The following is a 20,569-nucleotide window of genomic DNA, read 5'->3' as shown; positions in this document are numbered from 1 at the left end:
CGTGGGCTATCCGCTTGTTTTTCCCAAAGATGCCTCGATTGGTCTGGCGCGCACGGCGGCCACACGCTTCACCCTGGTGCTGTCGGGAGCCAGACTGACGGTGTTTGACGGACTGCGTCCGGGACAGGCGCTGTCCGCCGCCCAGCAACGGGAACTGGCCACACTCGTCGAACGCTTCGCGCCAAAGGCCCAGGTCATCATTGAAGACACACAACGCCAGATCAGAGTCCCTCCCGAAACCGACCCGGCAGTGTGTGAAGTCATTGTACGCCACTAAAGCTGCGTCCGATCTGAACTTGTCACCCATCGCACAGGCCGCAATTTCCTGTGGAGGCCCCCCCATGCGCATCCCGTCTGCCCGAACTCTGCTCACCGCCTTCTGGCTGGCGACCGGCCTGCTGAGCGTGGCCGCACCCGCCGCGGCCCAGAAACCCTTCCGACCCCACCGGGCAATCCATTGAAACCCTGGTGCAGAAAGCCGACGCCCTCATTCAGGCCGGGCAGTATGACGCCGCCCTGCGGACGGCACAGGAAGCCGTGACGGCAAGTGAAGCAGCCCGGTCCGGTGGCCGGGAAGGTGTCCCGCCGGCGCTGGTGGCGCGCGCTTACAATGCCCTTGGCGTGGCGCAAGCCTTCAGGCAGATGCCCGAAGCTGAAGTCGCACTGCGGCGCGCCCTGTCGCTGCGCGAACAGCATTTCGGCGCGGAACATCCTGAAGTGGCGCAGAGTCTGGCGAACCTGGCGATGTTCTACCGGCTGCGGGGGAACTACCAGGCGGCCGAGCCGCTGTACCGCCGGGCGCTGGAGATCATCGAGAACGTCCGCGGGCCGGAGCATCCCGAACTGGCGATGGTGCTTAACAACGTGGCGCTTTTTTACAAGACCAAGGGTGATTATGCGGCGGCCGAGCCGCTGTATCGGCGGGCGCTGGAGATTCGGGAAAAGGCGCTCGGTGCCGGGCATCCCGATGTGGCGGCAACGGCCAACAACCTGGCGGAACTCTACCGCACCCAGGGCAAGTACGCGGCGGCCGAGCCGCTGTACCAACGCGCCCGCGCCATCTGGGAAAAAACCCTGGGCAGGGAACACCCTTACGTGGCCACGGTGCTGACCAATCTGGCGTTACTTTACAAGGACCGGGGGGATTACCAGCGCGCGGAACCCTATTTCCAGGAAGCCCTCAGCCTGCGTGAACGCATTTTCGGCCCGGAGCACCCCGAAGTGGCCACGGCGGCCAGCAATCTGGCGGAGCTGTACCGCGTACAGGGAGACTACACGGCAGCCGAGCCGCTGTACCGCCGGGCCATTGCCATCCGCGAGGCCAGGCTGGGGCCGGCGCATTCCGAGCTGGCCATCGGGCTGAACAACGCCGCCGCCATGTACCGGGACCGGGGCGATTACACAACGGCCGAGCCGCTGTACCGGCGCGCTCTGGACATCTGGGAAAAGGCGCTGGGGCCGCAGCATCCGCTCGTTGCCAATGCGCTCAACAATCTGGGCGAGCTGTACCGGATGCAGGACCGCCCGGACCAGGCCAAGCCCCTGCTTGAGCGGGCGCTGGGCATTCGTGAAAAAGCCCTTGGCGCGGGACATCCAGTCGTTGCCTCAACGCTTACGAACCTTGGCGCAGTTGAGCTGGCGCTGGGCAATCTGGCTGCGGCCGGGCAGGATTTCACCCGGGCGTTGTCCATTGCCGAGCAGGCCGTCGGCCCGACGCACCCGCTGGTGGCGAGCATCCTCAACCATCTGGGGCATCTCAGCCGACGACGTGGGGACGACGCCGGGGCGGAATCGTTTTACCAGCGCAGCTTCCGCATTCGGCAGCAGGTGCTTGGGCCGGGACATCCCGACCTGGTGGCCTCGGCGATGCACCTGTCCCTGCTCTATCTGGCGCGCCGTCAGGCGCAGACGGCAGGTGAGTGGCTGGCCCGCGCCACAGACCTTTCGGAAGCCGACGCCCGGCGCAATCTGGTGGTGGGTTCGGAACGGCAGAAAATCCTCTATGCCCAGCGCGCCGGACACCTGGCGGAACTCACCGTTGCCTGGCAGGTCCGGTATTTCCCGGCGGAGGCCACGGCGGCGCGGCTGGCGCTGCTGACCGTCCTGCGCCACAAGGGACGGGTACTGGATGTGTTGGCCAATCAGACGGCGGCGCTCCGTCGCCGTGCGACGGCGGCCGACCGGCAGGTGCTGGATGACCTGCAAGCCGCCCGCAACCGGTTGACCCAGCTTGCCGGAAAACCGGAGGCCCAGGATGAACGCGCCCAACTGGAACGTACCATCGAGCAGTTGGAAAGCCAGCTTGGGGAGCGCTTTGCCCAACTTGGCGCGCAGCTCCGGGCGGTGATGTTCGAGGATGTTCAGGCGGCACTGCCAAAGCAGGCGGCGCTGATTGAGTATGTGATCTACCGCCCGTTCGACCCGTCCCAAACCGACCGGCTGGCCCCGAAGCGCCACCTTGCCGCCTACCTGCTGCGGGCTGGCGACCCTGCGCCCCAGTTCATCGAGTTGGGCGAGCTTGAACCCATTGAAACACGCCTGGCGGCTTTCCGTCGCGCATTGGGCAATCCGCAGTCGAATGTGCGGCCGCTGGCGCGGGCGCTGGATGAGCAACTTCTGGCTCCGGTGCGGTCACGGCTGGGCAAGGTCAGGCATCTGCTCATTGCACCGGATGGCAGCGCCAATCTCATTCCCTTCGAGGCGCTGGTGGACGAACGTGGGCGCTACCTCGTGGAGCGTTACGACATCACCCTGTTGACCAGCGGCCGTGACCTTGTGCGGCTTGAAGCAAAACGCCCTCCTGAGCGTCGGCGTGGACTTGTCATTGCCGACCTACGCTTCGATCTGGGCGAACAGGCCGCACAGCAACCAGCCGGACAACCTGCCAACGGGATGCGCTCGGTGGATTTCCAGACGGTGGTGTATCCGCCGCTGCCGGGAACACGCCGCGAGGCGCAGCTTTTGCAGCGCACTTTCCAGGAATCCGAGGTGGTTCTGGGCGAGGCGGCAACGGAGTCGCGGCTCAAGTCCGTGCACGCCCCGCTGTATCTCCACATTGGCACGCACGGGTTCTTCCTCCCCGAAAACGCAACCGGACAGGGCACGGCGGAATCACGGGAGTTGGGGCTGGTTGTGGAGAGCCGTCCGGCTGTCCGGGAGAATCCGCTGCTGCGGTCCGGTCTGATTCTGGCCGGAGTGCAGCAGGGGCGGAGCGGCGCCGGCGAGGATGGCGTGCTGACGGCGCTCGAAGCCGCCGGACTCGATCTCCGGGGAACGCAACTCGTGGTGCTTTCGGCCTGTGAAACCGGGCTGGGCGAAGTGCGCCAGGGGGAAGGGGTGTACGGGCTGCGGCGGGCGCTGGTGCTGGCCGGAGCGGAGACGCAGGTGATGAGTTTGTGGAAGGTCTCGGATGCAGCGACGGCCGCCCTGATGGGTGAGTTTTACCGGCGGCTGGGCCGGGGTGAAAGCCGGATGGCGGCGCTGCGGGCGGCCCGGTTGGGGCTGTTACGCGGAGCCATACGGCCGCGGTCGGAAGAAACCCAGCGCGCCATCGGGTTGTCGTCCGGCAAGCCGACAACCGGACGCCCGGCCAACTGGCAGCATCCGTACTATTGGGCAGCGTTTATCATCTCTGGTGACTGGTCTTCGATAACTTTCCACCGCCTGCCACATACGCCCTAGTGAACCAAAACCAATATGTTTATGTCTTTTCGATTACCGGCACGCCTAGAAATTCGGCTATCTTGTGGGCAAGCTCAAGTTTCTTTGCATTATCCCAGACTTCTTCTCCTATGATGTAAACGGACTCAGTTACAGAACCTGGATAGAAATCCAGATAGATACGACTGTAATCATCAACAACCACTTTTACATTCTTGACAACTGAAGTGCTGTACTGGGCTTTTGTTTTCAATTTCCCTTTTTTCTCTTTTTCAAATCTAATTATCATTTTCTTTTTGTCTATTATTTTTCTGTCAATAACGTCACTGGCTAACTTTGATGCAAGAGGATAAATCATAATAAATAATAGAGGATAAATCATAATAAGTAATAAATCCGTGAACCAAGCAGGAATTAACAAGAGAAAGAAAAGAAGAAAGGCAAGCCATCCAATCGGCTTGGATTTACTCTCTATAACTATTGTGTTATTATTTGTGCAGACCAAAACATTGTCTATCTTGACAATATCACCCTCTGCGCTGGAACCTGCTGCATTACTGCTTGTTTTTCCATCGCTCATGTTTGGCAGTCTCTGCTGACTCATCACACACCTCGTGCCAATCTTCCCTGCCCTTCGAGTTTTGTCGAAGGGCAGCCTTGATCAGGTAGGCTTTGCAGTGGAAAACGCTGTTGAAGTTAACGGAACCCGAACGAGGCGTAAAATAAAAGTAACATCCACCCGATGAGCCCTGCCTGGCTGTTATCCGGTTCAGCCGGCCAGGCTGGCGCTGCACAGTACACCGGCTCCAAAGAACAAAGCCGTGTGGTTTGACCACACGGCAGGGCAGGCATTGCGGGGTGTGACCGATACCAGCTGGGGCGCAAACGCGTTGTGCACTCACTCGAATGCCTTGGGGCTGTTCAGAAAATGTAGTTTGACGGGCAGAGGCAAACTGGCAGCTTCTCTTGTGTTGGAAGCGCTTGCTACCCACAGTAGCCAGAGTGCTCCAGTTTTTGCGACTTGGAACAATTGATGGAACGCACCTTTCAAACCAGAACCACTTGGTTCATGTCTTTTCAATTACCGGCACCCGCAGAAGCTCTCCTATCCGATGGGCAAGTTTGATCATTCCCTCATTGTCAGGGTCTTTCATGCTATAACTACTTTTTTATCACCTATGTAGACAACTCGTTTTCCTCCAAGTTTCCTAGCATAAGTTATGTTATTTTTATACATCAGGCAATCTCCAGTCAGAATATTCTTCTCACTTGTTTTGCTATTCGGTGGACAATAATTACGTAACCTCCACTAAGCCGAGACTGGCTGGTTTATGTCCTTTCGATCACTGGCACTCCCAGAAACTCTGCTATCCGATGGGCAAGCTTAAGTTTCTCTGTATTGCCGATACTCTCCCTATACCCTATAATACAGAAAGACTCAGTGGTGGAATCCAGATATATGTCCATTCTATCATAATCATCAACATCCACTCTCACATTTTTGATAGATGAGATGCTACACTGTTTCTTAAGTTTGGACTTTTTCCCTCTTTCCCTTTCAAATTTAACGGAGCCTATGTTGTTATCAATTATTACTCTATCTATAGTATTCTTAGGTAAACTTTTCGAGAAAGGTGTAAGAATTACAAATAAAATAACAGACAAAGAAAAAGCAATTATAAAAAAAGCAGTTATGGGAATGATAGAACTGATAGAGCCGAGCAAAAAAAATAATAAAAATGAAATGCAGCCAATTGGCCTAACGAGTGAGTTATACCTACTTTCTATGACTAGTTTGCCCTTATTGATATAGACAAGTACACCATCACTTAACTTAGTAATACCGTTGCCAATGGTCTCAGGGGTTTGTGTACCGAACTGTTCACCAGGGTTCATTGTAGCCTCGCTCGCTTTTACACTGCTCTCACCGGGCAAAGAGAAGCAGTCTCATTTAGCTAGGTTTTGCAACAAAGAACGCCGTTGAAGTTAATGAGACCTGAACAGGACGTAAAATAACGGTAACATTTTCCCGACAAATCTCGACTGGTTGTTATCCAGCCCAGCCAGCCGTGATGGCACCGCAAGGTACAACCGGCTCAAAAGAACAAAGCCGTGTGGTTTGACCACACGGCAGGGCAGGCATTGCGGGGTGTGACGGATACCGGCTGCGACGCAAACGGGATGTGCCCCCCGGACGTTCGGGGCGGTTCAGGCAACGGCGGAAACGCGCACCACTAAATCGAGTAGCCCGGCGAACGGCGCTTGATGTCACCAATGATGGCAAAGATCATTCCCATGATCAGGATGAAATGGCTGACACCGCCCAGCGCATCGGCAAAAGCCACCGTCAGTACCCAGAAAACAAGCAGGGGAACGTAGGTCAGCAGGGCGTAGATGATCGCCATCTTCCAACTGATTTCTTTCCAGTTCATGGCCAACCTTACCGCGACCGGATGACCGGTCGGCGCAAAAGCTTGATATTGGGGACGCACCTGCCAATCTAGTCCTGCCCCGCGCCAGCCTACCGTTTTCCGCCACACAAAGCCCAGACTACCAGCCCTGCACAATCGGCCACCGGGCAACAATGGTTCCGTCATCAACCACCCAGTAGTGAGTATGCTGCGCTGCCGTCAGGCACGAATGGTTGACCACCACGCGCAGGCGCGTCCCGACAGGCAGCCGCTCCAGCAGGGCCGGGTCAGCCACCGGAATCCGGCCGTGTTCCTGCGACACCGCCGCCACCCGCAAGCCCAGCGGCCGTCCGGCAAGGTCGCCAACCAACCCATAACCGCTGTGGGGAAAGAAATCCGCTGCGCCAATGTCTTTCGACAGGGCAATGGCACCGGCATCCACCACGACCTTCCCTTCACTGCGGTGCACGACGGCGGTCAACACCGTCAGGGCACAATCGTCAAAGGCACAGACGCCGCACTGCGCCTGAAAGGCGTCGAAAAAAACGTAGTTGCCCGGCCGCACCTCAAAGTTGGGCGGCAGCGGCTCATCGAGCGCAACCACCGTCGGCGTCGAGCCAATGCTGATACAGGGCACCGCCAATCCCCTTTGTTCCAGCGCTGCCGCCACCTGTGCCATGCGGTCGCGTTCGAGACCGGCCACCGTCCGCCGCTCGGCCGTCGTACGCGCGGCATACGACTGTCCGGCATGGGTCAAAATACCGGCCAGCGTCAGCCGTCCGGCGGACACCACCGCACGCGCCACCTGCTCAATCCGGTCAAGGTGGTCAAAAGGCACGCCGGTGCGTCCGTCGCCGCAGTCAATTTCGACGAAAACATCCAGCGACACCCCGGCGGCTTCTGCCGCGGCCGAAAGCAACGGCGGCAACGTCGGCTCATCGGTCAGAACGGCCAACCGGCGCACCTGCCGGGCAAGCTGGCAGATGCGCCCGAATTTGCCCGGCTCCACCGGCACGGCATAGAGCAGATCGTCAAAGCCGGCTTCGGCAAAGGCAAAGCCTTCGGCGAGCGTCGAGATGGTGATGCCGCCAAACTGCCCGGCAACCTGCTTCCGGGCAATCGGCGGGCACTTGTGCGTCTTGACATGAGGTCGCAATCGCGCGCCCAGCCGGGCGACATGGGCGCTCATCCGCGCCAGGTTGCGCTCCAGGCGGTGCCGGTCGAGCAGCAGCGCCGGTGTCGGGACAGTCAGCAGGTCGGGGAGCGTCACATCAGCCGTCGTCACGGGTCGAGGCGCAGACGCAACTCACGCAACTGCACCGGGTCAACGACATTCGGCGCGTCGCACATCAGGTCGGTCGCGTGTGCCGTCTTCGGAAAGGCAATGACATCGCGGATGGATTCCATCCCGGCCAGCAGCATCACCAGCCGGTCAAGCCCCAGGGCAATCCCGCCGTGCGGGGGCGTGCCGTAGGTGAGCGCGTCAATGAAGAACCCAAAACGTTGCCGCGCCGCTTCCGCGCTGAAACCGAGTGCGTCAAAGACCTGGCGCTGCACGTCCGCCCGGTGAATACGAATCGAGCCACCGCCGACTTCGACGCCGTTGAGCACGAGGTCATAGGCCTGCGCGCGTACCTTTCCCCACTGCTCCGGGCCGGCGGCAAGCAGCGGCAGGTCTTCCTCGCGCGGCGAAGTGAACGGGTGGTGCATGGCGTACCACCGGCGCTCATCAGGGTCGAACTCAAACATCGGAAAGTCTGTCACCCAGAGGAAGGCAAAGTGTTGCGGGTCAAAAAGCCGCTCCCGGCGCGCAATTTCCACCCGCAGCGCCCCCAGACTGGCCGCGACCACCGGCTGGCTTCCTGCGACAATGAACACCATGTCGCCCGTTTCGGCGCCCACCGTACGAACGACCGACCGGGCTACGTCCTCGCCCAGCGACTTGACCAGCGGCGACTGCACGCCGTCGGACAGCACTTTCAGGTACCCCAGGCCGCCGGCGCGGTGGTCCTTGCGCAACCAGTCGGTGAAGTCGTCGAGCGTTTTGCGGCTGTAGTCAGCCTTGCCGCGCGCCACAATGGCTTTGACACACCCGCCGGCCGCCAGCGCAGCCTGGTACGGAGGAAAATCTGCCGGCCGGACGACCTCGGAAATATCCTGCAACTCCATACCAAAGCGGATGTCAGGCTTGTCCGAGCCGAAGCGGCGCATGGCTTCGTCGTAGGTCAGACGCGGCAACGGACGCGCCACCTGGATGCCGCGCAGTTGCGCCAGCTCGACCATCAGCCCCTCGATGATGTCAAACAACACTTCGGTCTGGGGAAAGGACATTTCCACGTCAAGCTGGGTGAACTCCGGCTGGCGGTCGGCGCGCAGGTCTTCATCCCGGAAGCAGCGGGCAATCTGGTAGTAGCGGTCGCAGCCGCCGATCATCAACAACTGCTTGAAAAGCTGTGGGGACTGCGGCAAGGCAAAGAAGTTGCCCGGATGCAGCCGGCTGGGAACAATGAAATCCCGCGCCCCTTCCGGCGTGGAGCGAATGAGAAAGGGCGTCTCCACTTCGAGAAAGCCATGGGCTTCCATCCAGCGCCGGATGGTTGCCGTCACCTGGGCCCGCAGGCGCAGGTTGGCCTGCATCGTTGGCCGCCGCAGGTCGAGGTAGCGATACTTCAGGCGGACATCCTCGCCAGCCAGCGTCGAGGTTTTTTCCTCGTCGAGCGGCAGCGGCGGCGTCTGGGCATCGTTGAGAATGCGCAGTTCGTCCGCATGGACTTCAATTTCGCCGGTCTCCATCTTGGGGTTGACCGCATCGGGCGCACGCCGTACGACGACGCCCCGGACAGCAATGACATATTCGGTACGCAGCGGCCGCGCCTTGGCGTACACCGCCCCGTCGCCCCGGGCGCTGTCAAAAACAACCTGTACGAAACCGCTGTAATCCCGCAGATCAACAAAGGTTGCCGTGGCGTGGTCGCGTCGCCGTCCGACCCACCCCATCAGGGTCACAGTCTGCCCAACATGCTGGACGCGCAACGTCCCGTTGAGGTGCGTGCGCTGCCAGTCCCCAAGATGCTCCAACACAGTCATGGTTTACCCTTCGCCGCTCTGGGCCAGCAGTTTGGCCACCAGTCCCGTCCATCCGGTCTGGTGACTCGCGCCCAGGCCCGCGCCAGTATCGCCGTGAAAGTACTCGTAAAACAACACCAGGTCGCGCCAGTGCGGATCGGTGTCGAAACATTCCATCCCTGGATGCCGATAGACGGGCCGCTTCCCATCGGCGTCACGCAGAAAAATCCGCGACAACCGCCGGGACAACTCAGTAGCCACTTCCCACAGGGTCATCAGCTTGCCCGAACCCGTTGGGCACTCGACCTTGAAGCTGTCACCGTAGAAGTGGTGAAACTTCTGCAGGGACTCAATGATGAGAAAGTTGAGCGGAAACCAGACCGGGCCGCGCCAGTTGGAGTTGCCCCCGAACATCGGGATGGAAGATTCAGCCGGGTCGTAATCCACCCGGTACTCCTGCCCGTTCACGTGCAGCACGTAGGGATGGTCCCGATGGTAACGCGATAGCGACCGGATGCCATAGGGTGAAAGAAACTCGTTTTCATCCAGCATAATGCGCAAAACGCGCCGCAGTTGGGCTGTGTTTGGCAGCGAAAGCAACTGCTGGACGACATTACCCTGCTCATCCACCGAAACGATGCTGTTGACGAGTTCAGGGCGGTTGCGCACAAACCAGTCCATGCGCCGGCGAAAGCCGGGCAACTGCTCCAGCCACCAGCTTTCCATCATCTGTACGGCAAAGAGTGGGATCAGTCCCACCATGGACCGGACGCGCAGTTTCAGCCGCCGCCCGTCGGGAAAGGCAATGGCGTCGTAGTAAAACCCATCCTGCTCGTCCCAGAGCGCATCCCCTTCCACACCCACGCGATGACTCAGGGCATCGGCAATGTAGAGGAAGTGCTCGTAAAACTTGCTCGCCACGTCCTCATACACCCGGTCGTACCGGGCCAGTTCGAGCGCCATGGCCAGCATGTTGAGGCAGTACATCCCCATCCAGCTCGTGGCGTCTGACTGTTGCAGCGTGCCGCCGGTCGGCAGTTTGGCGCTCCGGTCAAACACGCCGATGTTGTCCAGTCCCAGAAAGCCGCCCTCGAAGATATTGCTGCCGTCGGCATCCTTGCGGTTGATCCACCAGGTGAAGTTGAGCAGCAGCTTGTGAAAGACGCGCTCCAGAAAAGCCGTGTCCCCCTGCCCGGTACGCTTCTTTTCGATCTTATAGACGCGCCACGCCGCCCAGGCATGCACCGGCGGGTTGACATCGTCGAACGTCCACTCGTAGGCCGGAAGCTGGCCGTTGGGATGCATGTACCACTCGCGCAGCATAAGAATGAGCTGCTGCTTGGCAAAATCGCTGTCAATCAGCGCCAGTGGGACGCAGTGGAAGGCCAAATCCCAGGCGGCAAACCACGGGTACTCCCACTTGTCCGGCATGGAAATGACATCCTCACAGTGGAGGTGCTTCCAGTTGCGGTTGCGCCCGCGCAGGCGGCTCGGCGGCGGCGGTGGCTGGAGCGGGTCGCCCGTCAGCCACCGGTCAACCTCGTAGGCGTAAAACTGCTTCGTCCAGAGCAGGCCGGCAAAAGCCTGCCGCATGACGTTTCTGGCATCGGCTGAAAGCGTTTCGGGAATGCGGGTGGCATAGAATTCGTCGGCTTCGACCTGGCGCTCGGCCATCACCCGTGCTGCCGGCCCGAACGGCTCCCCGCGCAGTGTGTCCGGGTCGTAGTTGCACAGCCGCAGCCACAGGGTTGTCGCCGCGCCACCTTCCAGCTCGAAGTGATAGTGGGCGGCGGCTTTCGTCCCGGTGCGCGCCGGGTTGACAGCATACGTTCGCCCGTTGACGAGGTATTCGTTGATACCGTCCTTGACGTAAGGTGTGCGGTTCGGAACGCCGTACAACCGCTCCAGGTTGGTTTCATTCTCGGTAAAGAGCAATTCAGGTGCATCAGGGCAGTACAACCAGCGATTGCCCAGCGTGGGATGATCACAGGCCAGGACGCGCGTCCGGTTCAGGTCCGGCGCCTGCCGGATGTAGGGCTTTTCGCCGGACATCGGCTGCCACGACCAGGTGTTCCGAAACCAGAGCGTCGGCAGAATGTGAATCGGTGCGCGCTCCGGCCCCCGGTTGACGACCGTAATGCGGATGACGATGTCATCCACGTCGGCTTTGGCGTATTCGACAAAGACATCGAAGTAGCGCTGTTCGGCAAACACTCCGGTGTCGAGCAGCTCGTATTCCGGCTCGCGCCGGGAACGGGCGCGTCCAAAGTGGAGCAGTTCCTCGTAGGGAAACCGCGCCTGGGGATACTTGTAGAGCCACTTCATGTAGCTGTGGGTCGGCGTCGAGTCGAGGTAGAAGTAATACTCCTTGACATCCTCGCCGTGGTTGCCCTGCGGGCCGGTCAGGCCGAACAGCCGTTCTTTCAGGTGCGGGTCGCGTTCGTTCCACAGTGCCAGCGCAAAGCACAGGATTTGCCGCCGGTCACAAATTCCGGCCAGCCCGTCTTCGCCCCAGCGATAGGCTTTTGAGCGGCTGTGCTCATAAGGAAAGTATTTCCAGGCATCGCCGTGGGGGCTGTAGTCCTCCCGGACGGTGCCCCAGGCCCGTTCGCTGACGTAAGGGCCCCAGCGTTTCCAGTGTTTCGTGCGGGCCGCCGATTCTGCAAGCCGCAACTCTTCAGCAGTAGGCATAGACGTTCAGAGGGTCAACTGCCAGGTGGCATCAGGAACAGGCTCCGTGTGGCGGTGGAAGCTATCACCAACCAGGCCAAAGGAAAATGACTTTCAGGGAAACAGCCTGGCCCGCCGGTTACCCGGCTCGCGCCGCAGGGCAGCCTCAAGAGCTTCAGCAACAACAGCGCGGTGGTGGTCATGGACGAGAAACACCTCGCGCTCCTGGCCGTTCTGCGACAGCCGCACGCCGAGCGGCTCGCCATCGCTATCAAGACGCACGTCACAGACGCGGACGTTAGCCAACTCCGCGGTTGTTGCGCCCGTAGCCTGCTGGAAAAGACTGGCGGGTTCTCCGGGAATCAACTCCGGCTGACCGTCGGCACTCGCCGATGACGGGCTGGACAACGCGCCCGGAATACCGCCGGATGCCGGTTTCATCGGCGGCAGCACAACCTGCGGACGACGGCGACGGCGTCTCCGGCGCCGCTTGCGCCACGGCACCTGGGAAACTCCCACAATCATGCCTCCCAGACCGCCGATCAGCCACAGGAGCGGCAGCATCTCTTCCCCGATGTAGTTTTGCAGTGCGTAGCCCCCTACCACTGCGGCCACAACGCCGAGCGCACCGCCGCCCACGCCGAAGGCAAGGAACTTACCGAGCGTTTGCAGGAGCATACCCAAAGCTCACTTCAGTGAGGTCAGCCGGGTAAACTCCTGCACGGCGCGGAGGGCGCAATCCTCAATCGAGACGCCTTCAAAATAGTTACCGACAAGAAACAGTGGCATGCCGGCAAGGGTCGCGTTCAGGCTTTCGACGAGGGCGGCATGACCGACTTTGGGCGAGGGAAGCACATTCGTCCGAAAAACTGACTCAACGATGTCTGTCGGAGCAATGCCCAGTGTCTCCGCAATGCGCCGCAGCCTGCCTTCTGCGTCAAGTTTGCCCGGCTTGAAATGAAACGCAAAACCACGCCATGTTGCGTCCGGCACAACATCGCGTGATACCGCTGAATAAAACACATCATCCCGCGCAATCAAGCCTGCGATTGGAGGAATGTTGACAGCCGCCCGGGGGACGAGCACCCCCACCGTCTCGATGGTCTCAACCCGAATCCGGGACAGTTTTTCGGACACCGAAGGAAAGGCATGACGCAACAGTTGGGCCGCCACGTGGGGCGGCGTCGCCACGACAAGCAGCTTGGTCTGATAGGTCGCGCCGGTGGCCGTGGTGACTTCAAAGCCAGCGTCGGCACGTTCCACAGCCAACACTTCACAGTTGGTCACCAGATGGATGCCCGGCTGTGCCAGAGCAGCCTTGACGATGCCCTGCAAACCGTCGGGCAGCGTGTAGGTCCGCTGCACATCGGCGCGGCGGGGACGCTTTTTGAACAACATCTCCGCCGGCAGGCCGCCGGCCGCCTGACACATCACGGCATTGAACGCTGGCGCGAGAACATCGGCGTAGTTCTTTGCGCCCAACAGTTGGGTGTAGTAGTCCGCCACGCTGCGGCCGGCCTTGGGCGTCCGCAGGCCGAAGGGGAGATGCCGCAGCGCCTCAAGGAAATGCAGTTGGGAGGGAATGGACTTGACCTGGTTGTTCACCAGGAATTTGAAGCCCACCTTGGCGCGTGGGCGCAGCGCTGGGAGCAACCCGCACTCCTCGATGACGGAAAGCAGCGTACCGTAGCTGTTGTAACAGGTATGCGCACCCAGTTCCGTCCAGAAGCCGTTACCTCTGGCAAAGCGGTGTGACCGCAGCGCCCCGCCCGGTTCGGCGTCCTTTTCCAGAACCAGCACTTCCATGCCAGCGCGGGCGCAGCGGTGAGCAAAGGTTGTGCCGGCAATGCCACTCCCGATGATGATGACCGCTGCCGGTTTCACGGTGCAGACTCAACCGGGTGGTAGTGGAGGCTGAGGTCCTCACCGGCCAGATCAACCACAGCCCGGCCACCTTTGGTCAGCGTGCCAAAGAGTATCTCGTTGGCAAGCGGCTGCTTGATCTTCTCGTGAATGAGCCGGCCCATCGGACGCGCCCCATACTTCGGATCAAAGCCCCGTTTGGCCAGCCATTCGACTGCCGCCGGGCTGACCTCCAGCGTCACCTGCCGGTCGGCCAACTGCCCCTGGACTTCATTGAGAAACTTCCTGACAACCTGCTGGATGTGCTCAAATGAGAGTGGCTCGAACACAATCCACGCATCCAGGCGATTGCGAAACTCCGGCGCGAAGGTACGCTCCACGGCCTGTTTGGTACGCCCTCCGCCGGCTTCCTTCTTGAAACCAATCGCGGCGGCGCTCATTTCCTTTGCGCCAGCGTTGGTCGTCATAATCAGAATGACGTTGCGGAAATCGGCCTTTTTGCCGTTGTTGTCGGTCAGCGTGGCGCTGTCCATGACCTGGAGCAGGATGTTGAACACGTCAGGGTGCGCCTTCTCGATTTCGTCCAGGACGACGACCGAGTAGGGGTGCTTGTTCACAGCATCGGTCAGCAGACCGCCCTGATCGAAGCCCACGTAACCGGGGGGCGCGCCAATGAGCCGCGACACGGTGTGCTTTTCCATGTATTCGCTCATGTCGAAGCGCAGGAACGTCACCCCCAGCGCCAGCGCCAGTTGCTTTGCCAGTTCGGTTTTGCCCACCCCGGTCGGCCCGGAAAACAGAAAGCAGCCAATCGGCTTGGTCGGGCTGCCCAGTCCGGCGCGGGAAATCTTGATGGCATTGACGACCTGCTCGATGGCTTTGTCCTGACCGTAGATGACGGCTTTCAAGTCCGCCTCCAGCGTCTGTATCCGGTCCCGCTCGGCGGCAGAAACGGATTTGGCCGGCACCCGCGCCATCCGGGCGACGACAGTTTCGATCTCATGCGTTCCAACGATCTTGGGACGCTCATCCGGCGGCAGCAGCCGGAGCGCCGCGCCAGCTTCATCCATCACGTCAATGGCCTTGTCGGGCAGGCAGCGGTCAGTGATGTGTTTTGCTGCCAGTTCGGCGGCGGCCCGCAGCGCCTCCCGCGTGTAGGTCACACCATGGTGCTGCTCATAAGCCGACTTGAGACCAAGCAAAATCTGCTCGGCTTCGTCAATGGTCGGCTCGCCGACTTCGATCTTCTGGAAGCGGCGCGCCAGGGCGCGGTCACGCTCAAAGGACTGCTTGTATTCCTGATGCGTTGTGGAACCGATGCACCGCAGTTCGCCGGCGGCCAGCGCCGGTTTCAGAATGTTGGCCGCATCCATCGTGCCGCCGTTGACCGCGCCAGCGCCAACGATGGTGTGGATTTCGTCTATGAACAGGATGGCGTTGGGCCGTTTCTTGAGCGCGGCAATGACCTGCTTGAGGCGCTGCTCAAAGTCCCCCCGGTAGCGTGTCCCGGCCAGCAGCGCCCCCATATCGAGGGCATACACTTCGGCATCCTTGAGCAGGTCCGGCACGTCGCCGGCGTGAATCCTCATCGCCAGCCCTTCAGCAATGGCGGTTTTGCCCACGCCGGGGTCACCGATGTAGATGGGATTGTTTTTGCGCCGCCGGCAGAGCACCTGGATGGTACGTTCGAGTTCCGCCTGCCGGCCAATGAGCGGGTCAATCAACCCCTGGGCGGCCCGTTTGACCAGATTGACCGTGTAAATATCGAGTGGGTTCCGGGCGGGAGCAGCTTCATCCCCTTCCGCGTCGTCGGTTTCCTCTTCCGTCACTTTGGAGATGCCATGCGAGATGTAGTTGAGTACGTCCAGCCGCCCGATGCCTTGGCGCTTGAGAAGATACACGGCGTGGGAGTGTTCCTCGCCATACATCGCCGCCAGAATGTTGCCGCCGTCAATCTTGCGCTGTTCGGAAGCTTGTGCCTGGGCGTAAGCCCGTTCCAGCACGCGCTGAAACGCCGCTGTCTGCTCCGGCGGGTTGGGCAGCTTGCCGGCTGGCGGCTTCACCGGCGTCAGGCGCTCGGCAAAAAACCGCTCCAGGTCGCGGCGGAGCGCGTCGAGGTCGCCGCCGCAGGCGCGCAGGATGTCCGCCGAAGTCGGGTCATCGAGCAGGGCAAACAGCACGTGTTCCAGCGTGAGATACTCATGCCCACGCGCCATGGCCTCATTGACAGCGGCGGTGAGTGCAGTTTGCAGGTCTTTGGTGAACATCGCAGGCATAGGCATAGGCATCCAACAGCAACTTCGTCCGGTACAGATCGTTATTGCGCCAACGTTCAGAACACAAGCATAGAACGTCCCCCGGCCGGGGCAAAAGGCCTCGCCGCTTCCAGGGCAACCCCTCGTACCCCTGGCCGCCAGCGCGGTTTCCCGCTCCCAACCCCCACTGGGGAAGCGTGAAAAAGACAGACAGCAACACAGGCGAAACGTTATATTCAGGCTGACACGCCGGGCTGACCGACTCACCGCAGGACAAACAACCCTGATGACCAGCACACCGCTCACCTACTGGGATTACGTCAAGCTCGACACCATTCAGTCCCTGCAATCCGGGCGCCAGACCGACTGCTACGACGAGGTGATGTTCATCGCTGTCCACCAGCACTTCGAGTTCTGGTTTGCCCAAGTCATCCGCGATCTGCGGGAAATCATCCGCCGCTTCCGCCTCACCCCACCGGAAGTTGCTTCAGGCACAGCCCTGCTGCACCGCTGCAACGTCGAGTTTGCCCTCGCCACCCAGGGCTTCGAGGTGATGAAGACGCTGACCCGCGAGAGCTTCCTGGCGTTCCGGGGTGCGCTTCAGCACACTTCGGGACTGCAAAGCGTTCAGCTTACGGTGATCGAACTGTTGGTGGGACGCACGGCGGAGCAGCTCTACCACCACCTCATCGCCGGCCCGGGCATGCGAGACTTTCTGGCCCAATACGGCGGCCCCGATGGCCTTCTGGCACAGGTCCTGCGCGAAGTCGGGCAAACCGGCAACCTGCGCCAGAACTACGACCGGATTGCACCCACCACTGCGCCCGACCAGTTGCTGGCGCTTGAGCGGGAACTCGTCACCCTTGACCGTCAGTTGCTGGACTGGCGACGGCATCACGCCGAAACTGCCGCCCGCGTACTGGGGCGGGATTTCAGCGAATCAGCCGGCACCGTGGGCAACACGCACTCCTGCCGGGACAACCTCGACATTGGAAAACGTCACACCCGGCGCTACTTTGCTGACCTTGAAGCCAAGCTGGCTTCTTCCTCCACGCCGGAAATGCCTTTCCAGGAGACCACCCGATGATCTGCACACGCATTGCCACCGACCAGGCCCCGGCGGCCATTGGCCCCTATGCCCAGGCGGTACAGGTTGGACCGTTCATCTTCACTTCGGGGCAAATCCCCCTCGACCCCGCCACAATGACCATTGTCGGCGAGGATGTTGCCACCCAAACCCGCCAGGTGCTCACCAACCTGGCCGCCGTCCTGCAGGCCGCTGGCAGCCACCTCTCCCACGTCGTCAAAACGACGGTTTTCCTCAAGGATATGAACGAGTTTCAGGCGATGAACGAAGTCTATGCCACGTTCTTTCCCAGTGCGCCGCCGGCGCGTTCGACCGTTGAAGTGGCCCGGCTGCCAAAGGATGTCCGGGTGGAGATTGAATGTATTGCCATCGTTCCCGACCAGACTACCCGGTAACGCGCTGCGTCAGGGGCTTGTTTCCAGCCAAGGGGCGTCACTATAGTGTGGCTCCGGCAAGCGTCACATCCCGCACCGCGTGAGGGTCGAGTGGAAAAAAAGGTTCTTATTCTGACCTCCGATACCGGCGGAGGTCACACCAGCGCCGCCCGCGCGCTCGAAGCGGGACTGACCAAGGTTGCCGAAGGTGTCAATTTTCTGGTTCATACAGCCCATGCCCTGGAAGAATGCAGTGCGGTGACACGGGCCGCCGGCAACGTCTATAACTTTCTGCTGCGGTCTCACCAGAAATACGTCAAGTACTACCACCGCTTTATCAACCGCTATCACCCGGAGCGGTGGGTCATCATCGAACGCTACGCCAAGCCCTATCTGGAGCGGCTGTTCGACAAGCACTGCCCGAATCTCATCGTGTCGGTGCACCCGATGTTGCAGTACCCCATCGCGCGCATCCTGCACGACCTCAACCTGCGGGGTAAAATTCCCTTCGTCACCGTCGTCACCGATCCCTGCGGCAACTCCTGGCGGGCGTGGAGCGATGCGTATGTGGACCTCTACATCGTCGCCCACGAACGCGCCAAAGCCGAACTGCTCGAATACGGTGTGGAAGAGCATCGGATTCGGGTCATCGGCATGCCGATCCACCCGAAGTTTCAGGAGGTCAACAACCTCGACCCCGGGATGCTGCGGAAGGAACTCGGTCTTGACCCGGAGAAGTTCACCGTCTTCGTCAATGCCGGCTGGATTGGCGGCGGCAACATTCCACGGATTTACCGTTCCCTGGTGGCGGCGGACCTCGACCTGCAGGTGGTGTTTCTGACCGGAAAAAATGCGCGTCTGGCGGACGAGGCGCGCACGTTGGCCCGGCAGGCGCGGTTTCCGGTCAAGGTGCTGGGCTTTTCCAACCACATGGAGCGGCTGATGCGCGCCTCGGATGTCATGGTCTCGAAGCTGGGCGGGCTGACGACCTTCGAGGCGCTCGCCACCCGGCTGCCCATCATTGCCGACGCCGTGACGCCGCCAATGCCGCAGGAAGCCGGCACGGGAGTGCTGCTTGAAGAGCACAATGCCGGCCTGCTGCTGCGCCGGGCCGAGGACATCGTGCCCACGCTGCGGCAACTGCTCGATACGCCGTCCCGGCTCAAGGCCATGCGCGAGGCAGCGGCAGCGCTCGGCGTCCCCGATGCCACTCAGCGCATCGTGAACGAACTTTCAGCACTTGTCCCCGCCAGTTCCTGAAAAACAACAACGGCTTACTCCATGTCAAAACTGCTGGAAGGCAAAGTGGCGCTCGTCACCGGCGGCTCGCGCGGCATCGGACGTGGCATCTGCGAAGTGTTTGCCCGTGAAGGCTGCGATATTGCCCTCAACTACCACACCAACGATGCGGCGGCCGAAGAAGCGGCTGCGGCCATTCGCGCTCTGGGGCGGCGCGTCGTCACCTACCGGGCCTCGGTTGCCGACCGCCCGGCGATGAAACGGGTCGTGCAGGAAGTTCTGGCCGACTTTGAACGGATTGATATTCTCGTCAACAACGCGGCCGTGAACCGGCCCGACATGTTCCTCACCATGAGCGACAAGGCGTGGGATGAGGTCATGGGCGTCAATCTCAACGGCCTGTTCAACGTCACCAAACCGGTCTTCAAGCACATGGCCCGGCGGCGCTACGGACGGATTCTCAACATCAGCTCGATTGCCGGCATTCGCAGCGTGCCGACCAGCGTCCACTACGCCACCTCGAAGGCCGCCGTCATCGGCTTCACGAAGATGCTGGCGCGGGAAGGGGCGGCGTTCGGCGTGTTGGTCAACGCCATTGCCGCCGGTATTTTCGACACGGATTTGGGACACACCCTGCCGGACCGCTTCCGCGAAATCTATGAGATGTGGTGTTCGGTCGGGCGGCTGGGCAACCCGCAGGAAGTCGGCGAACTGGCGGCCTTTCTGGTTTCCGACCGCAACGCCTACATGAACGGCGAAGTCATCATTCTCGACGGCGGCACGGTCACATGAAAGCCACGCCAGTGACCGTACGACGGCGGCTGCTGGAGTGGTTTGACGGCCACCGGCGCGATCTGCCCTGGCGGCAGACGACCGATCCCTACCGGTTGTGGGTGGCCGAAACGCTGGCGCAGCAGACCCAAGCGGCACGCGCGGCCACCTATTACCTCCGCTTCATGGCGCACTTTCCAACTGTCGCCGATCTGGCTGCCGCCGACCTCGACACGGTGCTCAAACTGTGGGAAGGACTGGGCTACTACCAGCGCGCCCGGCGGCTGCACCGCGCGGCCCAAGAGATTTGCACCCTTCGGCAGGGACAGCTTCCGGCAACCTTTGCCGAATGGCGAACGCTGCCCGGCGTCGGGGACTACACAGCGGCCGCCGTGGCCTCGATGGCCTTTGGCGAACCCGTCGCAGCCATTGATGGAAACGTCCGGCGCGTTCTGGCGCGCTTCTGCGCGACGGACATCGGCGACGACCCTGCACGACAGGCAGCGGTGGTGCAGGCGGCAGCCCAGGCGCTCGTCGGCGGCGCGCGTCCGGGTGATGTCAACCAGGCGCTCATGGAGCTAGGCGCAACGGTGTGCCGCCCGCGCACGCCACAGTGTGCCACGTGTCCGCTGGCGGCCGACTGCATGGCGCAACGCTACAAACTGACGGCGCACTATCCGCTCCGACCGCCCCGCCGGATACGTCCGACCCGGATGTTCGCGTGCCTGCTCGTCACCTGGCAGGGGCGCTACCTGGTCGTTCGCCGCCACCAGAAGGGACTGCTGGGCGGGCTGTGGGAGTTTCCCACCTTTCCCTGCCGGGAAGGCGAGTTGCCGGCCGAGACAGCCGCCAGTGGACGGCACAGGCTGGGACTCCCACCCGGCCCTGGCCTGCCGGGACCCGTCCTCACCCACAACTTCACCCATTTTCGCCAGATACTGCACGTGTTTCCGGCGGCGGTTAAAACACCCGGCGCGGCGACAGATGCCGAAGTGCGCTGGGTGACGCCGGATGAACTCGATGCACTTCCGCTGACACGTCTGGCCCGGCGGCTCGCCCAATCGGTGGGAACGAAACCGGCTGGTGTGGAAACAGCTCCGGGCTGATTCCCTTCGCGGCTATCCCTGCCGTTCGTGCTATGTTTCGTGCGACATCCGGCGCATCTGCTGCGCA

The 20,569-nt window shown here is 61.2% G+C and carries 16 protein-coding genes; 7 read left to right on the top strand and 9 right to left on the bottom strand.

Going from position 1 to position 20,569, the window contains the following annotated elements:
• The first annotated feature begins 1 nt into the window (after position 1).
• Positions 2 to 277 (top strand): hypothetical protein, encoded by a 276-nt coding sequence (locus J8C01_RS11630; RefSeq protein WP_211433046.1) that lies wholly within the window; start codon positions 2 to 4, stop codon positions 275 to 277.
• A gap of 191 nt (positions 278 to 468) precedes the next feature.
• On the top strand, positions 469 to 3,681 hold the full coding sequence (locus tag J8C01_RS11625) for a CHAT domain-containing tetratricopeptide repeat protein (protein ID WP_211433045.1): 3,213 nt from the start codon (positions 469 to 471) through the stop codon (positions 3,679 to 3,681).
• A 19-nt stretch (positions 3,682 to 3,700) separates the two neighbouring features.
• Here the strand turns inward: J8C01_RS11625 and J8C01_RS11620 are convergent, their stop codons facing one another.
• The 9 genes from J8C01_RS11620 to clpA form a co-directional block, all read right to left on the bottom strand.
• Positions 3,701 to 4,264, bottom strand: a complete 564-nt coding sequence (locus J8C01_RS11620; protein ID WP_211433044.1) for a hypothetical protein — start codon at positions 4,262 to 4,264, stop codon at positions 3,701 to 3,703.
• A gap of 725 nt (positions 4,265 to 4,989) precedes the next feature.
• On the bottom strand, positions 4,990 to 5,595 hold the full coding sequence (locus J8C01_RS11615; RefSeq protein WP_211433043.1) for a hypothetical protein: 606 nt from the start codon (positions 5,593 to 5,595) through the stop codon (positions 4,990 to 4,992).
• Between the two features lie 299 nt (positions 5,596 to 5,894).
• On the bottom strand, positions 5,895 to 6,092 hold the full coding sequence (locus J8C01_RS11610; RefSeq protein WP_014101410.1) for a hypothetical protein: 198 nt from the start codon (positions 6,090 to 6,092) through the stop codon (positions 5,895 to 5,897).
• A gap of 118 nt (positions 6,093 to 6,210) precedes the next feature.
• On the bottom strand, positions 6,211 to 7,356 hold the full coding sequence (locus J8C01_RS11605; RefSeq protein ID WP_211433042.1) for an alanine racemase: 1,146 nt from the start codon (positions 7,354 to 7,356) through the stop codon (positions 6,211 to 6,213).
• Positions 7,353 to 9,158, bottom strand: coding sequence for an aspartate--tRNA ligase (aspS, locus tag J8C01_RS11600; RefSeq protein ID WP_211433041.1), 1,806 nt, complete (start codon positions 9,156 to 9,158; stop codon positions 7,353 to 7,355). Before aspS ends, J8C01_RS11605 begins: the two co-directional genes overlap by 4 nt.
• Before the next feature lie 3 nt (positions 9,159 to 9,161).
• Complete coding sequence (locus tag J8C01_RS11595) at positions 9,162 to 11,828, bottom strand: MGH1-like glycoside hydrolase domain-containing protein (protein WP_211433040.1); 2,667 nt, start codon at positions 11,826 to 11,828, stop codon at positions 9,162 to 9,164.
• A 93-nt stretch (positions 11,829 to 11,921) separates the two neighbouring features.
• The gene (locus J8C01_RS11590; protein WP_014101414.1) at positions 11,922 to 12,485 is read right to left on the bottom strand and encodes a hypothetical protein; all 564 of its coding nucleotides are present in this window, start codon (positions 12,483 to 12,485) and stop codon (positions 11,922 to 11,924) included.
• Between the two features lie 9 nt (positions 12,486 to 12,494).
• A complete protein-coding gene (locus J8C01_RS11585) occupies positions 12,495 to 13,691 on the bottom strand; it encodes a protoporphyrinogen/coproporphyrinogen oxidase (RefSeq protein WP_211433039.1) in 1,197 nt (398 codons plus the stop codon).
• A complete protein-coding gene (gene clpA, locus J8C01_RS11580) occupies positions 13,688 to 15,952 on the bottom strand; it encodes an ATP-dependent Clp protease ATP-binding subunit ClpA (RefSeq protein WP_041570028.1) in 2,265 nt (754 codons plus the stop codon). Before clpA ends, J8C01_RS11585 begins: the two co-directional genes overlap by 4 nt.
• Before the next feature lie 259 nt (positions 15,953 to 16,211).
• Here clpA and J8C01_RS11575 point away from each other — a divergent pair, with 259 nt between their 5' ends.
• From J8C01_RS11575 to mutY, 5 genes are all read left to right on the top strand, one after another.
• Positions 16,212 to 17,012, top strand: coding sequence for a tryptophan 2,3-dioxygenase family protein (locus J8C01_RS11575; protein ID WP_014101417.1), 801 nt, complete (start codon positions 16,212 to 16,214; stop codon positions 17,010 to 17,012).
• On the top strand, positions 17,009 to 17,407 hold the full coding sequence (locus J8C01_RS11570) for a RidA family protein (RefSeq protein ID WP_014101418.1): 399 nt from the start codon (positions 17,009 to 17,011) through the stop codon (positions 17,405 to 17,407). Before J8C01_RS11575 ends, J8C01_RS11570 begins: the two co-directional genes overlap by 4 nt.
• Positions 17,408 to 17,497: 90 nt before the next feature.
• Complete coding sequence (locus J8C01_RS11565; protein ID WP_211433038.1) at positions 17,498 to 18,646, top strand: MGDG synthase family glycosyltransferase; 1,149 nt, start codon at positions 17,498 to 17,500, stop codon at positions 18,644 to 18,646.
• A gap of 21 nt (positions 18,647 to 18,667) precedes the next feature.
• Entirely contained in the window at positions 18,668 to 19,417 is a 750-nt protein-coding gene (locus tag J8C01_RS11560) for an SDR family oxidoreductase (protein WP_211433037.1), read from the top strand.
• Positions 19,414 to 20,502 carry an A/G-specific adenine glycosylase gene (gene mutY, locus J8C01_RS11555; RefSeq protein WP_211433036.1) on the top strand — a complete coding sequence of 363 codons (1,089 nt, stop codon included), beginning with the start codon at positions 19,414 to 19,416 and terminating at the stop codon, positions 20,500 to 20,502. The genes J8C01_RS11560 and mutY overlap by 4 nt, the downstream gene beginning before the upstream one ends.
• The last annotated feature ends 67 nt before the right edge of the window (positions 20,503 to 20,569 follow it).

It is taken from the genome of Chloracidobacterium sp. D (assembly GCF_018304685.1).
Lineage (GTDB): Bacteria > Acidobacteriota > Blastocatellia > Chloracidobacteriales > Chloracidobacteriaceae > Chloracidobacterium > Chloracidobacterium thermophilum.
Note: the sequence above shows the minus strand (reverse complement) of the source record. Positions and strands in the feature narration are given on the sequence as shown.